Genomic DNA, 22,237 nt, shown 5'->3' on the forward strand with positions numbered 1-22,237 from the left:
GGCCGCAGCACCCATTCCCGAATAGTCGTCAAAAAGATTGAAAGGCTCGGGAAAATCAACACCCTGGAAACGGTTGAGATATTTCGGACCCGGTTCCCACTCACGGTGAGGTGCCTTGTGGTGCATCATAACCATAAAGGGCCCGGGGTTATTCACCTGGCCCTTAAGCCATTCAATGGTTTTGTCGGTTATGATATCGCTTACATAACCATGTACATCATAGCGGCCCTCCTTGTTAATGAAGGTGGGATTGTAATAATGCCCCTGGCCGGGAAGTATATCCCAGTGGTCGAACCCTGTCGGTTCTGAACCAAGATGCCACTTGCCTATCATGGCAGTCTGATAACCAACATCCCGGAGAAGCTTCGGGAATGTCTGCTGACTTCCGTCGAAATCTCCCGACCTATATACATTGCCGACCATGCCGTTGAGGTGGCTGTACTTGCCGGTAAGTATGGCAGCACGGGAAGGACCGCAAATGGAGTTGGTAACAAGGCAGCGGTCAAAACGCATCCCATCCTGTGCTATACGATCAATGTTAGGTGTCGGGGCAACATACTGGAGTCTTTCATTATATGCACTTACTGCCTGCCAGGCATGATCGTCGCTCATTATAAAGATAATGTTGGGGCGGAGTGGTTCTTCGTGTTGGTTACCGCAGGCCGCCATAATACCAACGGAGCAAAATCCGATGGACTTTGCAAGGGCAGATGCTTGTTTGTTTTTTATCAGCATGGTGGTGAATTAAATTCGTAAAGGGGTTTAATTGGTTTTGTCGATCTCCGGAGTTTTGCTATTCATGGATCCATTTGTTTATCCAGGGGTCGCCCGTCCTCTCCTGGTAATATTTTATTCTTTCCTTCATCTCTTCCAGAATTGCGGCATAGGCCGGGTTAAAGGCCAGGTTAATCGTTTCGTGGGGATCATCAGACATATTGAAGAGCTCAAACGGGGGCCGCTCAAGGTAATTGGCTACAGGCCGGGGGCCGTAGTTTTCAGCACCAGAATCAATTATGTATCGCCATGTTGATGATTCCCAAAGGTCACTGGCATGAGGGTAGGAGAGTCCGCTTGCAATATTCCATATCAGCTTGAACTCCCTGTTTTCGACAACCCTCATCGGGTAGTACATGGTTATTTCATGAAATGTATGTGAGGCAAATATCTCATCATATCCTTCGGTATCAGGGTCATTGAGCACCGGCAGGAAGGTTCTGCCATGGAAATCATCATGGTGTGCAGGTACGGCCCATGACGGTTCCCGGGGCAGGTTCTGTCTGTATTCCAGCTCATTTTCAAGCGCCCCTGCCATATCGAGGATCGTTGGTGTAAGATCGGCCCAGGTTACCATGGCATCTGTCACCCGTCCGCCATTCTTGCCATCAGGCATCTTAACAATGAACGGCAGCCGCATGGCTGGATCATACAGGTTGGTCTTGGCCCCGTGAAAGGCAATCCCGTTATCTGAAAAATACATCACTACCGTATTATCCCATAACCCTTCTTCCTTAAGGATATCAAACAGTGTTCCTATGCCCTGGTCCATGCGGGCGACGGACTGGTAATACTGTGCCAGCTCTGCCCGGGTTGCCGGGGTATCGGGCAGGTACCAGGGAACTTCCACTTCATCAGGGGTGAAAAAGGTCTCGGTTATACCTTCGTAGCCCTGATCCCTGTTCCCGAACCTGTCGGGCCTGTAAGGATCATCCTCAACCACGCCGCCGCCCCTGTGGGGGTCGCTGGTGCAGAAATACAGGAAAAAAGGTTTATCCCGGTTTCCGCTAAGGAATTCCCGGCTGTTTACCGCCATCTCGTGTGGATTGCGCTGGTTCCCGGGAATGACATCTTCGAAAAAATAAACCGATTCAGGGGCAATGTGGTACTTTCCCACCCTACCGGTCCGATATCCGTTATCTGCCAGGATAACGGGGAGGCTCCTAACGTTTTCAAATGTGCTGAAATGGTGAAAAGAGTGTTCGTGGCCGTACTGACCGGTGGCATGATTATAGAGCCCCGTAAGTATGACCGACCGGCTTGCACTGCATGATGCCGAGGTGCAGTAGGCATTTGTAAACCTTATTCCTTCAGCGGCAAGGGCATCAAGATTCGGAGTTTTGATGGCAGTATTTCCGTAGCAACCGAGATCATCGGTGCCGTGATCGTCTGATACGATCATAACGATGTTGGGCCGGAGATCGGCCGGTGCCTCCTCCGAAGTTGAACAGGAGGCGGCGAGAATGGAAAGCGGAAGGATCTGTACAAGGTTGTTTTTTAGTAGGCTCATGTTTTTTTGACTGCTGAAGGCGGATTTTATGTAATTTTTTTTGTTGGCCGGGACTTCTAACCCGGATCCTGTGCGTTTTATTCCCCGTAAGGGTAATTATGTCATAAGAAACGGCCCGGGAACAGGGATAGATTTTTCCGGGCAGCCTGAGAGCCGGCCGGCATTTAATCGTACAAAAACAGTTCGATGACCGGGATCTCAACATTCGGTTTGTTTACCGGAAGGCGAAGGTTAAGGTCCGCTTCGGTGGCAATATCGCCCACTCTCTGGTGGCCGTAAGGCTCTGTCATCAATACCTCCGATGCATCATGCAGGAATTGGGCGTATCTGACCCTGCCCTTCATTCCCGGCAGCAGGAAATTGGTGATCGGATAGTCTATAAGGTGTACATAAAGCCTGTTGGTTTCAGGGTTATAGGTAAGCAGCGAATGCTCGGGCACCTCAAACTCTTCAGGAGCCTGGGTGCAGCCGTATATCGAGCGGCTGTTGTACTTCATCCATTCTCCCATTTTTGCAAGCGCCTCTTCTGCACGGTAGTCGATCGTTCCCCGCGCCGTCGGCCCAACATTAAGGAGCACGTTGCCCCCCTTGCTCACGCTTTCGATCAGCAGCACAAGCAATTGTTTGTTGTCTTTCCATGTATGTTCATCACGGTAGTAGCCCCAGCTCCCGGAGAAGGTCTGGCATGTCTCCCAGGGGATCTTCTCGCCGTCTATCTCGGGCCAGCTCTGCACCTTGAACTGTTCGGGGGTGACAAAATCCCAGCCGTCCCTGTATTCCATCAGGTCCAGGCGGTTGTTGACAAGTATGTGCGGCTGGAGCTCCCGTACCATCTTTAGCAGCTCTACCGAGCCCCACTCCTCGCGGCCTTTCCCGAATTCGCCGGGATATGAGAAGTCGAGCCAGATGATGTCTATTTTTCCGTAATTGGTTAATAGTTCGCGAACCTGGTTTTTCATATATTCCCTGTAAATAGCCATATCCCGCCCCCTGTTCATTCTTTCATACTCCTCTGCTGAGGTGGTGCGTTGCGGATGGACCCTGTCGATCGTAAAATGAGGGTGATGCCAGTCAATCAGCGAATAATAAAAACCCACACCCATCCCTTCGGCCCTGAATGCATCGACATACTCCCTTATCAGGTCTTTGCCGTAAGGGGTGTTGCCGGCATGGTAATCGGTGTAATCGGACTCGAAAAGGCAGAATCCGTCATGGTGCTTGGCTGTCAGTACTACATATTTCATTCCGGCATCCTTTGCCATTCTTGCCCATTCGGCAGGATCGTAAAGATCGGGATTGAAATTGTCGAAATACTTCTGGTAATCTTCATTTGTCAACCTTTCCCGTTGCTTGACCCATTCGTGTCTTGCAGGCAAAGCATATATTCCCCAGTGGATGAACATGCCGAACCGGTCGTTTGTCCACCATTGCATTCGCTCTTTTCTCTGTTCAGGGGTTTCATCCCAGATGATATTCTGGGAAACAGCTTTCTGGCAGGCCAGCGCCAGAATAATAAGTAGTAATGTAGTTTTTTTGAACATGATGTAATATTTAATGGGTTGGTTTTTAGTGTTATTGATCATGTGGAGCCATGAGCCGGTTCAGCGCTGAACCTCCACATCTATACCGCAATTGATCATGGCCTGATCCAGCGCCATCCCGATGAACATCGGGTAGCTCCAGGTCCGGTACCTTCCCCATACATTTCCCGAGTATTTAGGCATTATCCTGTTTTCTATGGCAGGCAAGAGCGGTTCTGCCTTTTCTTCAAGCTGCCTCACGCTTATGGCCGCCTGCAGTACCACCGGCTCATATTCATGGCCGAGAACCTCTTCGAGTACACGGTAGGCTTCCTTACTGCCGTACCTCTTTATTGAGATCTCCGCCGCTTTAACGGCCACATCGGGTGAAGGATCATGCAGCAGGTCTTCCAGGAGGTGATCAACTGAAGATATATCTCCCTCAAAAGCATCAAGGGCAACAAGCGCCCAGAAACGGACGAAGCTGTCGCCGGCTGTAAAAAAAGACTCAAGTCCGGCAGGGTCATCTGCTTTGCCCACCATTTGGGCTGCTTCCAGTATTTTCTGCATGTCACCGCGGGAGTATTCCCTTGCCATTTCATAGACGCTGGTATTGTTTTCATATGCCCTGATCATCATCTCCCCTTCGGTCATCAGTCCGGTATCATGATAATCCAGCATCCATGTATTTAGTTTTCCGCGAAGGTGGCCAACCAGTTCCTCCAGTCCGGGATCATCTATTAAATTGTTCTCTTCCCAGCGGTCGTTTTGAAGGTCGAACAGCTCCTCCGCGGGTTTTCTTTCAAACATCCGACGGGTTCCTTCCGGCAGCAGTCCCAGGTTCCGCAGCCGGTGGATCTCCTCATAGCTGCCTTCTTTCTGCGGGCCGAATATTACTGCCTGCTGGAAATAGGGCAGCTGCGGCATAAAATGTCTTACATAAAGGTACCTGCCGTCATAAACCGAGCGGGAAACCTCGTAGCAGTCGTCCGCCCTGTCCCTGTAACCGTAAATATATTCCTTCGGTTCGGTGCCTGCGCCCAGGAAATTTCTTCCTTCCATTATTTCGGGAACTTCGGCGCCTGCCAGAGTGATGACAGTGGGTGCAAAATCGACAAAGCCTACCATCCGGTCAGTTACGGGTGCGGTAAGGTTTTCGGCCAGATGTTTGTATTTATCGGGAACGTGAAGGACAAACGGCACCTGCAGTCCCGCGTTGTTGAGCCATCGCTTGTGCCCGGGAAGTCCGTGCCCGTGATCTGAAAACACAAAAACAATCGTGTTTTCGTAAAGTCCGTCTTCCTTCAGCTGATCGAGCAGTTCACCCACGCCCTGGTCAAATACCGCCAGAAGGTCATACATATGGGCCCATATTTCTCTCATTTTGGGGCTATCGGGCAGGTATGGGGGGAGCTCCGCCTTGTCAGGGTCACTCAGAACATCAAGCGATTCGGTGTCGGAGCTTCGCAATGCATTGATAGGGCCCTCATGGGTTATCATGAAGTTGAACACACTGAAGAAAGGGTTTCCTTCCGGGCCGTTTCTCCAGTGGGCCTCATTGCTGCTCTCATCCCATCTTCCTGAATGATCAAAGTTGTAATCGGTTTTTACATTGTTTGTGGTGTAGTATCCTGCCTCCCTTAGAACTTCAGGCAGGATCTTCATGCCGGGCGGGACCGGTATTTCAGACCTCAGGTGCTGTGTTCCGAGTGAGGTGGCATACATTCCGGTGATCAGGGTGGAGCGTGCAGGGGCGCTTATGGGTGCATTTGAAAATGCGTTTGTGAACCGGTAACCTGACTCGGCGAGATGATCGATATTCGGGGTACGGGCATAATCATCGCCATAGCAGCCGTAAATAGGGCTCAGGTCCTCATGCGTGATCCACAATATGTTGGGAGGGGGGAGATCTTTTTTGCCGCCGGTGCATGAGATCATTCCCAGTGCAACAGGAATTACAAATAATCTGTTCATTGTGAATGGGAGGTTTAAAAAAATCCACTAGTTTTATCATCATAAATAACAAGCTTTTTATGGAAAGAATCAATTTAATTTAAACTCTTTTCAATATGGATAAGGAAATAGTATTGATAACCGGTGCGACAGCTGGAATTGGTGAGGCCACCGCCCTGTTGCTCGCAGAGAACGGATACCGCCTCATTATTACCGGCAGGAGGGAGGAGAGGCTTAAAGAGCTGAAAGTCCGGCTTGGAAAGCTGACCGATGTACATACTCTCTGTTTTGACATCCGTAACCGCAGTGAGGTTGAAAACGCCATTGATCACCTGCCTTCACGATGGGAGGATATAGGGGTTCTTGTCAATAATGCCGGTCTGGCAGCCGGTATGGACTATTTTCATGAAGCAGATAGCGATGATTGGGAACAGATGATCGATACCAACCTTAAGGGGCTGCTATACATGACAAGGAAGGTGGCGCCTGGAATGATAGCCCGGGGCTCCGGGCAAATAGTCAATGTAGGCAGCATAGCCGGCAGGGAGATGTATGAGAGGGGCAATGTCTATTCGGCTACCAAGCATGCCGTTGAGGCGCTTTCGCGCGGAATGCGGATTGACATGCTGAAGCACGGGATAAAGGTGTCTACCGTTTCTCCCGGACTTGTAGAGACGGAGTTTTCGCTGGTAAGGTTCAAGGGCGACAGTGAAAGGGCTAAGCAGCCATACATGGGAATGAAGCCGCTCACAGGCAGGGATGTTGCTGAGGCTGTCCTTTTTATGATCAACCGCCCGCCGCATGTAAGCATACATGACCTTCTTATCATGCCGGCCGCTCAGGCGGCGGCGATGACAGTTCACAGGGATTGATTACCGGCGTTTCTTTTCTGTTACGGCACCGGCAACGGCCTTGATGGTTCACAGGGAGTGACCGTCAAAACATCAGCCTGACGGTTGTTCCCCGGTCTTTTTCTGAAATGATTATCAGATCGCCATTGTGAAGCCGCATTACCTGCCGGGAGAAAAAGAGTCCCGATCCCGTTCCCTTTTCTCTTGTGGTGAAAAAGGGTAATGCTAGTTTTTCCAGCGTAGCTGTGTCCATCCCGTGACCGTTGTCCCGGACTTCTATTACCTGCCTGCCGTTGCTGCTGTATGCAGATAGATTTATGACGGGAGATTCAACCGGTTTTAAAGCTTCACAGGAGTTGAGAACAAGGTTGATAAGCACCTGTTCGACCAGTTTCCTGTCGGCGATCACACTTTGGATCTTGTTGTCGCGCGTGATTTCAAGCCTGATTTCCTGTTTGTTTAACTGCTCTCTGAAAAGGTAACCTATATGCTTGAAGATATCATCAATATCTGTTTCCTGTAATACGGGTTCAGGAATGTTATATGTTTTTTTGAAACTTTCGACAAATGCAGCCAATCCTTTGCTTCTTTTTTTTACGGCATCAAGAATATCCAGTGCTTCATTGTCGTGTAACCCTTTTATGCTCCCGCATTCGCTGCACCGAGAACCTTCACGGTGCCTCATTATAAGTCCGGCTGCCATCAGATTGATAGGGGTTACAGAGTTCAAAATCTCGTGACTCATCATCCTGACAAAGCGCTGCATGGTTTCAACCTGCTGGATTGCCATTTCATTGCTGATATCCTCTATTGCGAGTATACGTATTATCCTGCCGTCCTGCCGGAAAACACTAATGCTTATATATATTTTCAGGATTTTTCCATTATTGACCACTGTGATCATTTTCCTGGTCTCTGCATTGACGGAACTTATAAAATCACCCAATCCCTCTTTCAGGTCATTTAATTTATCCAGTGATTCGATCTTGTCTTTTCCAAGTATTGAGGAGAAAGCTTTATTGGAAGCAAGGATTTTCCCGGACTCATCAATGGCCAGTAATCCCGTAAGAGCATTTTCAATGCACTTATGGTAAAGCTGGTATTCTTTCTCTTTCTGGATTCTCAGGCTGCTTATTGACTCTGTGATCCGCTTCAGTTCTTTCCCAGCCTGGATGCCGAAGATCTCTTTTTTGCTTTCAGGGGGTGCAGATAAAGTTGTGATGCCACTGAATGATTTCAATAGAGCGGACAGTTCACGGGTTGGCTTGTGCATGTAATAGATCAGGTATCCAACCTGGAAGGTCCATATTATTATAATATTCAGCCTGGTAATAACAAGGTTTTCATTGCCCATTGTAATGGCGAATATCACCGGGGTGATTGCCAGCAGAACAGCCTGGCTTATCAGCATAATGCTGAAATATCCTGATTTTATCATTATTTGTGCTTTTGAATTAGTTATTACCCGGCACCGGAGTGTTGTATTTTTTTATTTTTTCATACAGGGTAGACCGGTTTATTCCCAGTTCCCTGGCAACCCGGCTCATGTTTCCATCAAAAGTTTCAATTGCCGATTCAATCAGATGTTTTTCATTTTCGCTTAGATTGAATGAGCCGGGAATGCGGCCGTGCTTTTTAACTTTGTCATTGAGGGTGAAGTCATCCGGTTTCAGAATTTTGTCTTCTGCCAGAATAACCGCCTTTTCAATCGTGTGCATTAACTCCCTGATATTGCCGGGCCAGTTGTATGATAAAAGCTTTTCTGCAGCTTTTTCAGAGAGAGCCGGGACATCTGTTTTATACCGTGCTGAAAACCTTTTCAGAAAATAATTTGCCAGTCCGCCGATATCCTCTTTTCTCTCCCTCAGGGGCGGAACCTCTATCTGGATTGTATTGATCCTGAAGTAGAGGTCTTCCCTGAAGCTTCCTTCTTTAATCATTGTTTCAAGGGGACTGTTCGTCGCTGAGATCAGTCTGACATCAACCCCGACCGGGCGGGTGCCTCCTAGCGGGACTATCTCCTGGTTCTGGATAACTGAAAGCAACTTGGTCTGCAGGTGTAAGGGCAGGTTGCCGATCTCATCAAGTAACAGGGTTCCGCCCGATGCAATTTCAATTCTACCCGGTTTGTCCTCCTTTGCATCTGTAAAAGCACCTTTTTTATAACCAAACAGTTCGCTTTCAAAGAGTGGGTCACTTAGTGAACCAAGGTCAAGATGGACGAATATATTGTCCGAACGATTTGATAATCTGTGTATTTCTCTTGCAACAATCTCTTTTCCCGTCCCATTTTCACCAAGTATGAGGATGTTGGCATCAGTAGGAGCAGTTTTTTCAATACATCTCAGGATACCTGTCATTGACCGGGCCCTGCTGTTAAAAATAGAATGCCCTTGATCTTCCTGAACAGAAAGGTGTTTTTGCTGTGTTTTGAGTTTCTTGATCTCTTTTTTGGAATGACTTAGCTTTAGCGCACTGATCAGGGTTGAGAGGATTTTCTCCTCATCCCACGATTTGCTTATGAAATCTGCAGCTCCTTCTTTTACAGCCTTCACGGCCAGTTCAATATCACCGTAGGCGGTAATCATTACGACAACTGCATCGGGATCTGATTCAACAATCTGTCTCAGCCAGTATATTCCCTCGTTGCCAGATGTAATTTCGGCCGTAAAATTCATGTCCAGCAATATTACATCATACCGGGAGCTTTGGATCCTTGATGGAATAAGATTGGGATTACGGATTACATCTATACTGTCGAACCACGGATTAAGAAACAATTTCAGCCCCGACAGCAATTCTGCGTTATCATCGACCAGAAGCAGGGATGCTGATCTGTGACCCGTTTTTTTGGCAGGATAATTTTCCATGTACGAGGTATATTTATTTACAGATATTTACCGGAGACCATTGTATTGTAAAAATAGGCCTAATTGTTGTCTTTTGATACACCGGTGTAGGAAAATCCAACAGCAAATATCAGGTATTGTGACCTAATGCTCAAAAGGACAGCGCTATACAAAAATGGCACTAAATCTGCCTGAATACTATTGATTTTAGGCCCTGTATTATTGAAATTGCAGTTTGAAAATGGTATTTGTACTTTGCACGTACAAATGGTACAAAGGCAACATGGAAGATGCCTTTAATCCTGCAAGCAGGGGTCATGGACATTGTTTTTGGAATCCTATTAAAAACCGGCTATGTATAAGCATTTATTATTAAACACATTGAGAAACCTGGCCCGGGGGCCATGGTTTCCCGCCATAACTTTGTTCGGGCTGACGATTGCTTTCGCATGTTCATTCACGGCCATGATTTTCATTTTCAACGAACTTTCGTATGACCGTTTTCATGAAAACAGAGACCGTATATACCGGGTAATTCATTTCAATGAATCACTAACCCTGGATTTTGCAGGTGCGCCCTATATAATCTACTCAAAAGCAGCAAGTGAGATACCCCAGATTAAGAAGGCTGCCATTAAAGGATTTATGAGAGATTTTGTTGTTCTTGATAAAGACAGGCAACCGGTTTCGTCAAGGTTACGTGCGCAATATGCCAGCAGGGAGATATTTGATATCCTGACATTTGACTTTTTACATGGAGACGAGAGCAATATGCTTCTGAACCCTGATGAGCTCATATTGAGCAGATCGGCTGCTTCTATGTTCTTCCCCGGCACTGATAATCCTGTGGGCCTGCAGGTATCTGCCATGATAAATAATCGCGAGGAACTTTTTGTTGTAGCCGGCGTGTTTGAGGACTGGCCCGAACTGTCTACCTTCAGGTTTGATATCATATGTCACGAGGACTGGCTCGGTGTCAATTTTCCCGGTACTTTCCGGACTGGCCTGGAGACCAACTGGGAAGCCCGGTTCATGAACCTGCTGGTTCTTCTGAATGAAGATGCGGATCCGGATGATATTGAGAAAATACTTAACAGGTTTGTGCCTGAAGATGATGACCTGACCCCGGTGACATATAAATTGCATGCTATGAAAGATTTTTACCTGGGATCGGATCATATCCATAACCTGGGTTACAAAACAGGCAACAGCTCGGCAATCTTCCTTATTGCCGGAATTGCAGCGCTGATTTTGTTCATAGCGGTTACCAACAGTATTCTTTTTCTTCTGGCTCGTTTCAGCTCACGTACACGCGAAATCGGGATCAGGAAAGTGATCGGTGCATCCAAACGGGATGTTATCAGGATGTCTGTGATAGAATCAGTATTAATATCGGCAGCCTCATTTCTGCTGGCTGTAATGCTTATCGAGCTGCTTTTACCCCAGATTAATGAATTTTTCAGAAATAATCTCTATTACCATACCCTGGGGAGTTACAGGTATGTCATGGCTTTCGCTTTTTTGACCGTGTCAATTGCCCTGATAACCGGTATAATTGGCGGGTCACGTTTCTCGGCCACCGGACCGGTTGAATTGATATCAGGAAAGTTTTCAGGGAGCCGGCAACAGAGATTTGGAATTGCCAGGATCCTGCTTACCCTGCAGATTGCCATTCTTATCGGGATGTTTTCAGCATCGGGGGTTATCGTATTGCAGCTCAGGTACCTCATCAATATGGATACCGGTTATGATATCGATAAATTACTAAAGATAGTGGTAAGACCGGACAATGTGCCTGTCTACGAGCCTTTGAAGCAGGGGATCAGGCATGTTCGCGGGGTTGAATCGGTAACAGGGGCTTTCTCTTCTCCTCCTGCCTACAGCCGGATGGTAAACGAGATAGTGAGTCCGGATGATCCGGAAAATAAGGTTGTTGCTCATTATATTAATGTTGATTTTGATTTTTTTGAAACATTCGGTATAGAAATATCGCAGGGAAGGGCCTTTTCTGAGGATTATCCTTCCGACAGGGAGAATGCAATAATTTTGAACCGTACTGCCTTGAATCAGCTCCGGATAAATGATCCCATAGGCAAGGACCTGAAAGGGTCTGTTATTATCGGTATTTCTGATGATTTTTACCTGCAGTCGCATCATGAACCTGTTTTGCCCATGGCAATTGCCCTGGCCAGTCCCCAGCATATCAGGGAGATGATCGTGAGGTATGACCCGGAGAAACTTGATGATGTCTTATCAGGGATAGATGAAGTATGGCAGGAAGTTTCAGCATCGGGAGAGCTGATTATTGTGCATCCCGACCGGGCTGTCAAACAATTTTACAGGGAGGAGGAGACCATGCGCAAAATGATTATAAGGCTCACAATAATTGCCGGTCTGATTGCAATATCGGGGCTTTCGGTTATGGCTGTCTTTACGGCCAGGCGCCGCAACAAGGAAATTGGTGTAAGAAAAGTAAACGGCGCCACCACAACTGATATATTCAGGTTATGGTCACTTGAATACATGCGCCTTGTATTAATTGCATTGCTTATTTCAACGCCCGTGGTTTATTATATCCTTAACAACTGGCTGCTCAATTTTTCAAACCGTGTATCACTGAGCTGGTGGATTTTCCTGCTGGCCGGACTTGTTGCGGCACTTACGGTCTGGATATCAACATCTGTACAGATCTACAGGGCTGCGTCACAGAATCCGGTGAACCTTCTCAGGTATGAGTAGCAGGAGAGAGAGCCATCAGGCGACAATGTGATCTGAAGGTTACCGGCCGATATATTCAAGTTCAAGTCTCAGGTTGGGCATGGCCATGTTGGAGTGGAGCGATACAGGGTCATGCAGGTGCCAGCTGACCTGTTGTCCGGCCTGCCCTGACAGACTGAACCCGTCAAGCGTCTTACGGTATAGTAACTGCGGGGTGTCATAGCCGGCCGCAAAGGCCGTTGTACGGCCAAACCTGTTGTAGAACTTGACAAGCAGTTCGTTGGGGCCGGCGATGAGAGGAAGCAGCACGATATCTTCGACAAGTTCATCCTTCCCGGGGTTATTGTGCAGATATATTTCACTGCCGTTGAGGAAAACCTGCACCCCGTCGGTCCGCCGCAGCCTTACCAGCAGATCCTGCTCCGCTTCAGACCTGATCTCCTGCCAGAGGTACCAGCAGTGGTTCCGGCCGGCCGGTTTCCTGGTCAGCCCGTCCTCACCTGTAACCAACGCCTCCCATTCCCTGCCGCCAGGTCCGGGCCAGGGCCGGCCGGTGTCAACATTGCCTTCCATGCCGGTTATCCTGTCAATACGCATGCTATGGGGGCCGTTAACGTGCTGTTCGCCAAAGCTTATGCCGGAGGGTATTCCCGCAGGGTGGTCACCATCCGGCCCGCCTCCTGTTGCATTACCTCGTTCGATGGCTGTAAATCCCGCGTTTGTATTGCTGCTCCGCTGTTGGGGACTGTCCCGGTCAAGCCAGACCTCTTCCCCGCCGCTGAGTTCGACAAGCCTTATGCCTTCCGGGGTGACAATCTCCAGCTTCCGGCCCTTTTCGGCGCTGCTGTACCAGAGATAAGGCTTCCAGGTACCTGCCGCCTCCCCGTCGAAGGTCCACGATTCCCTTACAATGCTCCTGAAGCTGCTGTAGTAGTCCACTCCCGAAAAACTGAAGTGTTGGTGACTGTTACGGCGGTCGAGGACTTGCGTTTCCCCGAAAGGGTAAAGGCCGACAGTATTTTCAGGAACAGCCGTGAAGCCATCTTCAAACTCAAGTACAGCAACACGAATATCGCTGAAGTCCCCACCGGCAGGGAGAGAGATGGTTATGGTGCTGCCGGGGTCGCTATTACCGATGCTGATGTTGCTGTTTCGGTTGCCTGCGTTGCTGTTACCGATGCCTGTGGCGGGGTTGTCAAGCATGTATGCACCGGTAACCCGGCCCTGTATCCCCTGCAGGCTGATCATGCCGTTGGCGGGTGGGTCAAAAATGTGAAGGTAGAGCCTGTTGCAGGCCGAGGTGATCTCACCCCAGGGGGGTGAGCCGTAGATCCCTGCAGGCCGGGTGCCGTAAATGGCTTCGCCGTTTACCTCCAGCCACCGTCCTATACCGAGAAGCACCTCCCTCTCAAACTCCACTACCGAGCCGTCGCCGCGCGGGCCGATATTGAGGAGGTAATTACCGCCCCGGCTAACAACCGTGATCAGGTCCTCCAGTTTTTCACGTATTTTCACGGCCGGGTCGCCACGCTCCTGCCATGAGCGGTAGCTCCAGGTTTCGTGAAACATGGAGGCCGGGGTTTGCCACGGCGTGTCAAGGGTGTAGTCGGGTACCTCGTTATCGCCCAATACCGTGAAGTCGCCCATGTCATTGCCCAGGCGGCCGCTCACCATGGTCTCCGGCTGCAACTCATGCACCAGGTCACGAAGCTCGCGGCTCTGCCCGGGTCCGAGCGATCCCATGTCGAACCAGAGCTCCGATATGGGGCCGTACCTGGTGAGAAGCTCGCGAACCTGGTTCATATTGTAGCGGTGGTGCTCGTCTGGTATCGGATCGGCGTTATGGCTTGATATGGGGTATGCCGGGGGATAGTGCCAGTCGATCAGCGAAAAGTAGAGTCCGAATCTCAGCCCGTGCCTTTCGCAGGCTTCGGCCAGCTCCTTTATCACATCCCTGCCGTACGGGGTAGCTTCAGCCACGTTATAGCCGGTGTGGTCTGACCGGAACATGCAGAAGCCGTCATGATGCTTCGAGGTGATGACGACCGACCGCATGCCGGCCGCTTTGGCAAGCAGCACTATGGAGTCGGGATCCCACCGCTGCGGATCAAATCTTTCGGCGAGGGCTGCATATACATCCGAGTATATGCCCGCGTGTGCCTGTATCTGCTCAGAGTAGCCGCGGGACACCGGTTCACCATCCCACACGCCTCCGGGAACCGAATAGATGCCCCAGTGGATAAACATCGAGAACTTGTCGTCATACCACTGCCCGGCATCCTTTCCGGCCCGTCCTACCGGCACCGGCTCCGGCCGGCTGCAGGACAGGGAGGCATGGAGAAAGAGCAGGGTCAGAAACATGGAAAGAAGATGCTGAACAGGTGACAAACAGGGGGATTTTAAAAAAGGCGCTGACATCGGATAAAGATTTAATTGGGTTTAGCTACCTGTAAATTTACATTTTTACGCCTATATAGAACAATACCCCTGTTTAATCTGTTATCTTTGAAAATAAACACAGTTTAATCACAAATAAACAATATAGATGCAATACGTACGAATTAAATCAATAGACAAGGTGACGCATGATACTCTTCGGATAGTGACTGAAAAGCCCGAAGGGCTCACATTCAAACCAGGACAGGCTACCAGCATCGCGATCGACCGGAAAGGATGGGAAGAGGAGAACCGGCCCTTTACATTCTCATCGCTTCCTGAAGACGACAACCTCGAGTTCATCATCAAGACCTATCCCGATCATGACGGGACAACCGACAAGCTGCTCGATGTGGAGCCCGGCGAGCGACTGATACTAAATGGCATATTCGGTGCAATTGAGTATAAGGGTGAGGGGCTGTTTATTGCGGGCGGTTCGGGCATTACCCCGTTCCTGTCGATACTGCGCGATCTGAAGAAGAGGGGTGAGATCGGCGGCAGCAGTCTCATTTTTGCCAACAAAACCGAAAAGGACATCATACTGAAGAACGAACTGGAAGATATGCTGGGCGATAATTTTGTGAACGTCCTTTCGGAGGAAAAGAACGATCGGTACGAGCACGGCTTCATTACCAGGGAGCTGGTTGAAAAAGTTGTTGCAGGATCCGGGTCTGGTAAAAGCGGTGCTGCCGGGTCAGGTGACGGCAGGGATGACATCAACTCCGGGTACTACTACCTTTGCGGCCCCCCGCCAATGATGAAGGCTCTGGAAGAGATCCTTGCAGCCATGAAGGTGGACAGCAGAAAAATAGTCAAAGAGTCTTTCTGAGAATCACAGGCTGGCTTCGTTGTCATGCATACCAGCCTCGTTTCCTGTTTTCCATGCTGTTAAGCACATCGATGGTTATGTTCACATCCTGTACTATCTGGAAATCGAACATACCCACACAGATAAAGTCTGAACCATTCTCAAATGCCCACCTGAAGCCGTCTTCAGGCCGTATTGCACCGGCGGCAAGCACCTTGAATCCCATTACGGGCACAGTGGCCCGGTTTACAAATTCGGCGGCCCTTTCGGGGAAGAGGCAGAAGATGTTGTCGTGAAACCTGCCGTGTTCCGCGTGCCTTTGTCCGTCAACCTCAAAGTCGATCCTGTTCTCCCTGGGGTGGGCTGACCAGTAGTTATCATGGTGCATGGTAACCATATAGTAGTCTGGAATGATTCCGTTCTCCTCACATACCCTTAGCGCCAGATCACTGTGGGCGCCAAGTCCCGCCGTATATCCCTGACCCCTTATCCTGTCCATCATTTTAACGATCACATCAAGCCTGTTGTCGCGTACCAGCCAGTCGCACCAGTTGCCCTGTATCTGCAGTATATCAGCACCCTCGTCAATGGCCCTGTTAATGTTTTCGTAAATATCGCCGTTATTCATGTTTGGCGCCACCTGGGTAATGACCTTTATCCTGCTGCCTGTCATCTTCTTGTATTTGGCCATCAGCGGTCCCGAAGAAGCGCCGATGTTGATGGAATCGATGCCGGCATTCTCTGCAAGACCCAGTGTTTCATAAACTTTTCTTTCTGTATTGTACGCCCTGAAAAGTGATGAGGCATATATCAGGTCACGGGCATGTGCCCAGCCGCCAATCAGGTTGCCGCCCAGTACAAGCCTGCTGATCTTGTGCGTTCCGATCTTCCCCTTTGGCAGGGGCCCTTTCAATTCGGCAAGCGAGGCCCTGTCGATCTGGATTGTTGCACCTGAAAGCACATCGATGTCATAGCGGCCCCTGAGCCTGAACGTGCCAAACCCCAGAGCACCAAGGAAAGGCAGTGTAGCAAGGTTTTTAAGTATCTCGCGCCGGGACTGCACAGCAGCTGTCCCTTCACCGGAAACCTCCTTAATATTGCGGGTCAGTTTTGAGGCAATCAGGTTCCTCAGGGCATCAATGCCATATCCCCTTTCGGCTGCAAAAACAAAATAGAGCATAACCATCGCCTCGATAAAGTTCCTGTCGACAATATAGAGCTGTCCTTCCGTGGGCCACAGCATCGAAGGCCCGAATGGCGGATAGGCGAAATAGTAAAGGGCAAGCATTGCAAATCCTCCCATGGCCGCTGCACGCACAAACAGTCCGGTAAACAGCGCGATGCCCACCAGGATAAGTCCCCACACATTAAGGGTGTCAACGATTCCGAGAGTTACCGGGTCTGAGGCCAGCCAGTGGTAGAAACCCGACAAAAATCCCGATGTATTTGAAAGGTAACCGAATGATGTCCATCCGGGGTTGAACAGCTTGATCAGTCCCTCATAGAGGAAATGCCAGCCCACGGCAATCCTCACGGCGGTTACGATTATCCTGGTAACAGTTTTTTTATCCGGCATGAGATGTGGTGTTAATTGATAAAATATTATATCATTATTATTCACAATTATAGTGAAAATATTGAAAACAGGACCTCCACCGGCCCGGATCAGAAATAAAACATGCCGGCCCCCTCAACAGGAACCGGCATTCAGGCACATTCCTTTTGGATGCAGGAGTTGCGAAGCAACGGGCTTACAAAAGTTCAGCTTTAGCTGAATCGATGGCAACTTGTTGCCTGAGATCGGCGAAGCCAATGTGCCTGAACTCCGGTATAAAAACCCCGGGTTATTGGGGATTCGGATAATTTTTAAGCACCTCGGTGAATTTTTTCAGGTCCTCTTCAGACATGCTGTGGTCTGTCAGCTCGCCATTAAGGTACTTGTCGTACCCTACGAGGTCCATCAGTCCGTGACCGCTCAGGTTGAACAGTATGACCTTCTCGCGGCCCTCTTCCCTGGCCTTTTTTGCTTCCCGTATGGCCTGTGCAACGGCATGACCCGTTTCCGGTGCAACTATAATGCCCTCCGTGGTGGCGAAGGTTATCGCTGCCTCGTAGCATTCGAGCTGGTCTATCGCCTGCGGGTTCATCAGTCCCTGTTTCACCGAATGGCTTATAAGCGGCGATATACCATGATAACGCAGTCCCCCTGCATGGATGGGTGGCGGTATGAAGCTGTGGCCCAGAGTATGCATGGCCAGCAACGGGGTCATCCCTGCGGTGTCGCCATGGTCATAGTGGAACGGCGCCCGGGTGAGGGTGGGGCATGAGGTTGGCTCTACCGGAATGATATCTATTTCGGCCCCGTTGATCTTGTCGTAGACAAACGGAAAGCTGATACCGGCAAAGTTGCTTCCTCCGCCGGCGCAGCCTATAACAACGTCCACCTTCTTTTCGTTGGCTATCTCAAGTTGTTTCTTAGCTTCAAGTCCGATAATTGTCTGGTGCAGCATTACATGGTTGAGCACGCTTCCCAGGGAGTACCTGGTTTCACCCGATGTGTCGGTGACCGCCTCTTCAACAGCCTCGCTGATTGCTATGCCCAGGCTGCCCGGAGTGTCGGGGTTTTCGGCAAGGATATCGCGGCCCGATTTGGTCTCGTTACTGGGACTTGCAATGCAGTTGGCGCCCCAGGTCCTCATCATGAGCTTCCTGAAGGGCTTCTGGTCAAAGCTTATCCTCACCATATACACCTTGCATTCAAGTCCGAGCAACGAACACGCGAAAGCAAGCGCACTGCCCCATTGGCCGGCACCTGTTTCGGTAACAAGTTTCTTTATTCCGAACTCCTTGTTGTACCATGCCTGCGCAACAGCCGTATTCGGCTTGTGGCTGCCTGCCGGGGAAATGCTTTCATTCTTATAATATATACGTGCCGGGGTGTTCAGTGCCTTTTCCAGGAACCGGGCGCGGACAAGCGGGGAGGGCCTCCACCTGAAAAGCATCTCAAGTATGCCTTCGGGTATATCGATCCATCTTTGAGTGCTGACCTCTTGTTCTACCAGGTTCATCGGGAATACCGGTGCGAGCATGTCGGGGGTTACCGGCTTCCCGTCCGGCCCCAGGGGAGGGTTCATTTGTCCCGGAAGGTCTGCAGCGAGGTTGTACCACTGCCTGGGCATATCCTTCTCGCTCAGAAAAATTTTGTAACTCTTGTCCATTGATTTAATTATTAATAGGTTAATAAAAAAAGGGCATGTTTTTCACAACATGCCCCCGGTTAATTAAAAAGGTTTTATGATTACTGGTCCGTACCAGGCATGCTGCTCTTCTTGGTCCTCACGAACCAAAACCAGCGCCACCACCATACATGAACCAGGCTGTTCATTTTATTTCATTTGTTATACCGCGACAAACATATGAAAATAATTTGTAGGTGCAAATATTTCGCAAAATAATTATCTTTAAAATACCAAAACGCTTATTTCAGTATTGCATTAAAGTATTTTGTTTAACTTGTTTTTTATTAACTTGTCCGCATTCAGTGCTGATCCTATTATTTTAAACTTAAATACCCAAACCATGACCCAGATGCAAAACCCCCTTTCAAGAAGGAAGTTTCTCGGCAATGCCGCCGCAATCGGCGCCATTGGTGCCGTTTCATCAGCTGCGCTTCTATCATCATGCAGCAGGAAACCAAAATATTCAGCACCAGTTTTTCCCGACAGGGCGCCTGACGGTCCGGTGCTGAGGGCCGGACTGATAGGATGTGGCGGGCGTGGCACCGGGGCCGCGGTAAATTTTCTTGATGCCGGGCCAAACCTGCAGATAACCGCACTGGGTGATGTATTTCAGCACAGGATAGACCAGTGCCGTGAAGAGCTGAGGAATTCAAGAGGGGTTGAAATACCCGGGGCCAACTGCTTTACAGGTTTTGATGCATATAAAGGGGTTATTGATTCTGACATAGATATAGTCCTTTTGTGTGAACCGCCTCATTTTCGCCCGCTGACCTTTGAGTACGCCGTCCAGGCCCGCAGGCATATCTTTGCCGAAAAGCCTGTAGGTGTAGACCCGGTTGGGGTCCGCTCGGTAATGGCATCGGGAAGGATGGCTGAATCGGCCGGACTGAATGTTGTTGTGGGTACCCAGAGGAGGCATCAGCGCGACTATGTCAAGACCTTCGAAATGGTCAAAAACGGTACAATTGGCGATATTATTTCAGCCAATTGCTACTGGAACCAGGGAACATTATGGTTTACCAGGTGGCAGGAGGGTTGGAGCGACATGGAGGCTATGGTAAGGGACTGGTACAACTGGCACTGGCTCTCAGGCGACCATATCGTTGAGCAGCATATCCATAATATTGACATAGTAAACTGGTTTGTTGGCAAGCATCCTGACAAAGCGGTGGGATTCGGCGGCAGGCATTCACGGCCCACCGGCAACCAGTACGATTTCTTCAGCGTTGATTTCGGCTATGATGACGGCAGGCATATGCACAGTATGTGCCGTCAGATTGACGGATGCGCCAACAACATCTCAGAACTGGTTTTCGGGACAAAAGGCTATACAAACGCCAGCAATACGATATGGGACTATGATGGGAATGTTGTATGGCGTTATCAATATCCTGTCGGAGAAGACGGGCAATCAACAGGCAGGGTTGCGGTAAATCCATATGACCAGACCCACATCAACCTGGTAACGGCAATCCGCACCAACAGCTATATCAATGAAACCCAGAATATATGCGAAGCCAACATGGTTGCGATCATGGGGCGTGTGTCGGCATATACCGGCCGGCAAACAACATGGGAGGAGATGATGAATTCAAACATGAGGCTGGGGCCTTCGGTTTACGAGATGGGTCCGGTCGATGTACCCAGGGTGCCTCCGGTTCCGGGATCTTCTCCGGCATGAGACCCGTTAAGGGAACGTGTTTTACGATATAATCGGTTAGGCCGGGCACGGGTCATGCGCGCTTAAGATATCGATTAACGTCATCGGATAGCGTTACGGATCAGGAAGAACTCATTTATACCTTCAAGCTCAATTATTCCGGCGAATTTGCCCTTTTCTGTTACAGGCACTATATCAAGCTTTTTCATCTGCATTTTTTTGAAAGCATCGAATAGTACCATATCTGTGTCTATATCTTCTTCAGTGCCACCGGCCAGATCACCAACACGGCCCTCTTTACCATTTGTGTTCAGTCCGCGAATCAGGTCGTTCCTGGTCAGGATCCCGGCATACTTTCCGCCTGAAGTGACCACAAACCCCCTTGGTGATGTGTGGGCAAACTTCTCGGCAGCTGTCGCGAGATTATCGTTTTCATCAAGCTCTTCGTAATCCTTTTTTATCACATCCCTTACTGTATAGTTATTAAGGATGTCACGGTACTTCATCATCTCGTATTCGCCTTTGGCCCCCAGCAGTATGAAAAAACCGATAATTATCAGGAAGGGGTTGTGGAAGAAGCCTGTTATGATGAACATGATTGCAAATATCTGTCCGATATCCTTTGCAATGCGTGTAGCCTTGAGCTTACTCATTCTGATTGATAGGGCCGACCTGAAAAGGCGTCCCCCGTCCATCGGGAAAGCCGGTATAAGATTGAATGCGACTATAAACAGGTTGGCGGTCAGAAGCATTACCAGGAAGTTCCCCGGGGTGATCACTTCGTAAGTGATTTCACCCATATCAATCGGACTGATAACTGACAGGTAGAACCAGATAAGACCGGCAATCACCACGTTTACCAATGGTCCTGCAGCCGAAATAAGAAATTCGTCCCTGGGTTTTTCAGGCATTTCAGATATACTGGCCATACCGCCTATCGGCAGCAGGGTAATGCTCTGCACCTTGCCTCCCAGCTTAATTGCCGCCAGGGAATGTCCGAGCTCATGCAGCAGCACACAACCGAAGATTGCCAGTATGAATAGGATGTGCATCATTATCTGCCCGAACTCCAGTCCCCTGTTCACGCTTATAAATACTATCCATGCTATCAGCAATGAGAAGGTCCAGTGTATCGAAACCTTTATCCCGAAAGGTTTGCCCAGTTTTAAGGAGAATCTGCTTTGCATTGTTCAATAATTTTTAAGTCTGTTAGATTTTATTACAAAAGTTATTCCGTTTAAAATTAATAGCAGTTAATGTATTGTGGATTAGGTAAGCGATTTGTTGAATATGGCTGCATTGTGTGAATATTTTCCTCACTTTCTCCCGGACCTGATAAATATTTGATCATTATCTGCATTAACAAACTGTTATTATAAGAGATTGCTGTTGATATAAGATGCAGTTGCACCGGTATGCAACTTTTGCATTAAATGCCTTTATCAAGTGAGGAACCGGAAAGTTTGGTATGAGGGTTGGTAGATATTTGATTAGTGAAGTGACTAACGATATGTGGAAAATAAGTTCAAATGGATGAACAGATTGACAAATACGCAGTATTAAGGGCTATGATATCTGTCATTAAGGATGATGCAGAACCGGATAAAATACTTGCACGGGATTTGGAAGGATACGAAAGTCCGCAAAAGATAGTCCTGGGAGATAAATACACAGGATTTGTTCCTGACATGATTGTGTATTATGATGAGGCCGTTGATATTTATGAAGTTGAAACAAGCAGCGAAATACATATTGAAAAATGGCAGGATATGCAGTCATATGCCAGGAAACATAATGGGAACTTATACCTGGTGGTTCCTGATGTAGCGGTGGATGTCATAAGAAAAGCTTTGGAAAACAATGATGTGAACGCCGGGCTTTTATACTTCAATACATAGAAAGACCTTATCCCCGGCCGG

At 48.9% G+C, this 22,237-nt stretch carries 15 protein-coding genes; 5 read left to right on the plus strand and 10 right to left on the minus strand.

Annotation, left to right across the window (positions count from 1 at the left end):
• The 4 genes from EA408_03860 to EA408_03875 all read right to left on the minus strand — a co-directional run.
• Positions 1 to 669 (minus strand): sulfatase (locus tag EA408_03860; GenBank protein ID TVR73852.1); only part of this gene is annotated, 669 nt, incomplete at its 3' end.
• Positions 670 to 793: 124 nt separating this feature from the next.
• Positions 794 to 2,284 (minus strand): heparan N-sulfatase, encoded by a 1,491-nt coding sequence (locus tag EA408_03865; protein TVR73831.1) that lies wholly within the window; start codon positions 2,282 to 2,284, stop codon positions 794 to 796.
• 164 nt (positions 2,285 to 2,448) lie between these two features.
• Positions 2,449 to 3,825, minus strand: a complete 1,377-nt coding sequence (locus EA408_03870; GenBank protein ID TVR73853.1) for an alpha-L-fucosidase — start codon at positions 3,823 to 3,825, stop codon at positions 2,449 to 2,451.
• Between the two features lie 60 nt (positions 3,826 to 3,885).
• Positions 3,886 to 5,742 (minus strand): DUF229 domain-containing protein, encoded by a 1,857-nt coding sequence (locus EA408_03875; protein TVR73854.1) that lies wholly within the window; start codon positions 5,740 to 5,742, stop codon positions 3,886 to 3,888.
• A gap of 131 nt (positions 5,743 to 5,873) precedes the next feature.
• Between EA408_03875 and EA408_03880 the strand changes: the two genes are divergently transcribed.
• The gene (locus EA408_03880) at positions 5,874 to 6,629 is read left to right on the plus strand and encodes an SDR family NAD(P)-dependent oxidoreductase (GenBank protein ID TVR73832.1); all 756 of its coding nucleotides are present in this window, start codon (positions 5,874 to 5,876) and stop codon (positions 6,627 to 6,629) included.
• A 64-nt stretch (positions 6,630 to 6,693) separates the two neighbouring features.
• On the opposite strand, the gene EA408_03885 is transcribed toward EA408_03880, so the two are convergent.
• Together EA408_03885 and EA408_03890 are read right to left on the minus strand one after the other, a co-directional pair.
• On the minus strand, positions 6,694 to 8,046 hold the full coding sequence (locus EA408_03885) for a hypothetical protein (GenBank protein ID TVR73833.1): 1,353 nt from the start codon (positions 8,044 to 8,046) through the stop codon (positions 6,694 to 6,696).
• Positions 8,047 to 8,062: 16 nt separating this feature from the next.
• Positions 8,063 to 9,478 carry a sigma-54-dependent Fis family transcriptional regulator gene (locus tag EA408_03890; protein TVR73834.1) on the minus strand — a complete coding sequence of 472 codons (1,416 nt, stop codon included), beginning with the start codon at positions 9,476 to 9,478 and terminating at the stop codon, positions 8,063 to 8,065.
• A 333-nt stretch (positions 9,479 to 9,811) separates the two neighbouring features.
• On the opposite strand from EA408_03890, the gene EA408_03895 reads away from it, so the two are divergent.
• Entirely contained in the window at positions 9,812 to 12,196 is a 2,385-nt protein-coding gene (locus tag EA408_03895) for an ABC transporter permease (GenBank protein ID TVR73835.1), read from the plus strand.
• Positions 12,197 to 12,235: 39 nt separating this feature from the next.
• Here EA408_03895 and EA408_03900 read toward each other — a convergent pair whose 3' ends face one another.
• Positions 12,236 to 14,536, minus strand: a complete 2,301-nt coding sequence (locus EA408_03900) for a hypothetical protein (protein ID TVR73836.1) — start codon at positions 14,534 to 14,536, stop codon at positions 12,236 to 12,238.
• Positions 14,537 to 14,720: 184 nt separating this feature from the next.
• Here EA408_03900 and EA408_03905 point away from each other — a divergent pair, with 184 nt between their 5' ends.
• A complete protein-coding gene (locus tag EA408_03905) occupies positions 14,721 to 15,440 on the plus strand; it encodes a flavodoxin reductase (protein TVR73837.1) in 720 nt (239 codons plus the stop codon).
• Between the two features lie 22 nt (positions 15,441 to 15,462).
• Here EA408_03905 and EA408_03910 read toward each other — a convergent pair whose 3' ends face one another.
• Both EA408_03910 and EA408_03915 read right to left on the minus strand, forming a co-directional pair.
• Positions 15,463 to 16,995: a DoxX family protein gene (locus EA408_03910; protein ID TVR73838.1), complete on the minus strand. Its 1,533-nt coding sequence runs from the start codon at positions 16,993 to 16,995 to the stop codon at positions 15,463 to 15,465.
• A gap of 268 nt (positions 16,996 to 17,263) precedes the next feature.
• Positions 17,264 to 18,637, minus strand: a complete 1,374-nt coding sequence (locus tag EA408_03915; protein TVR73839.1) for a TrpB-like pyridoxal phosphate-dependent enzyme — start codon at positions 18,635 to 18,637, stop codon at positions 17,264 to 17,266.
• A 361-nt stretch (positions 18,638 to 18,998) separates the two neighbouring features.
• Between EA408_03915 and EA408_03920 the strand changes: the two genes are divergently transcribed.
• On the plus strand, positions 18,999 to 20,339 hold the full coding sequence (locus EA408_03920) for a gfo/Idh/MocA family oxidoreductase (GenBank protein TVR73840.1): 1,341 nt from the start codon (positions 18,999 to 19,001) through the stop codon (positions 20,337 to 20,339).
• Between the two features lie 80 nt (positions 20,340 to 20,419).
• Here EA408_03920 and EA408_03925 read toward each other — a convergent pair whose 3' ends face one another.
• On the minus strand, positions 20,420 to 21,505 hold the full coding sequence (locus EA408_03925) for a site-2 protease family protein (GenBank protein TVR73841.1): 1,086 nt from the start codon (positions 21,503 to 21,505) through the stop codon (positions 20,420 to 20,422).
• A 342-nt stretch (positions 21,506 to 21,847) separates the two neighbouring features.
• Between EA408_03925 and EA408_03930 the strand changes: the two genes are divergently transcribed.
• Entirely contained in the window at positions 21,848 to 22,216 is a 369-nt protein-coding gene (locus EA408_03930) for a hypothetical protein (protein TVR73842.1), read from the plus strand.
• Positions 22,217 to 22,237 lie beyond the last annotated feature (21 nt).

It is taken from the genome of Marinilabiliales bacterium (assembly GCA_007695015.1).
Classification (GTDB): domain Bacteria; phylum Bacteroidota; class Bacteroidia; order Bacteroidales; family PUMT01; genus PXAP01.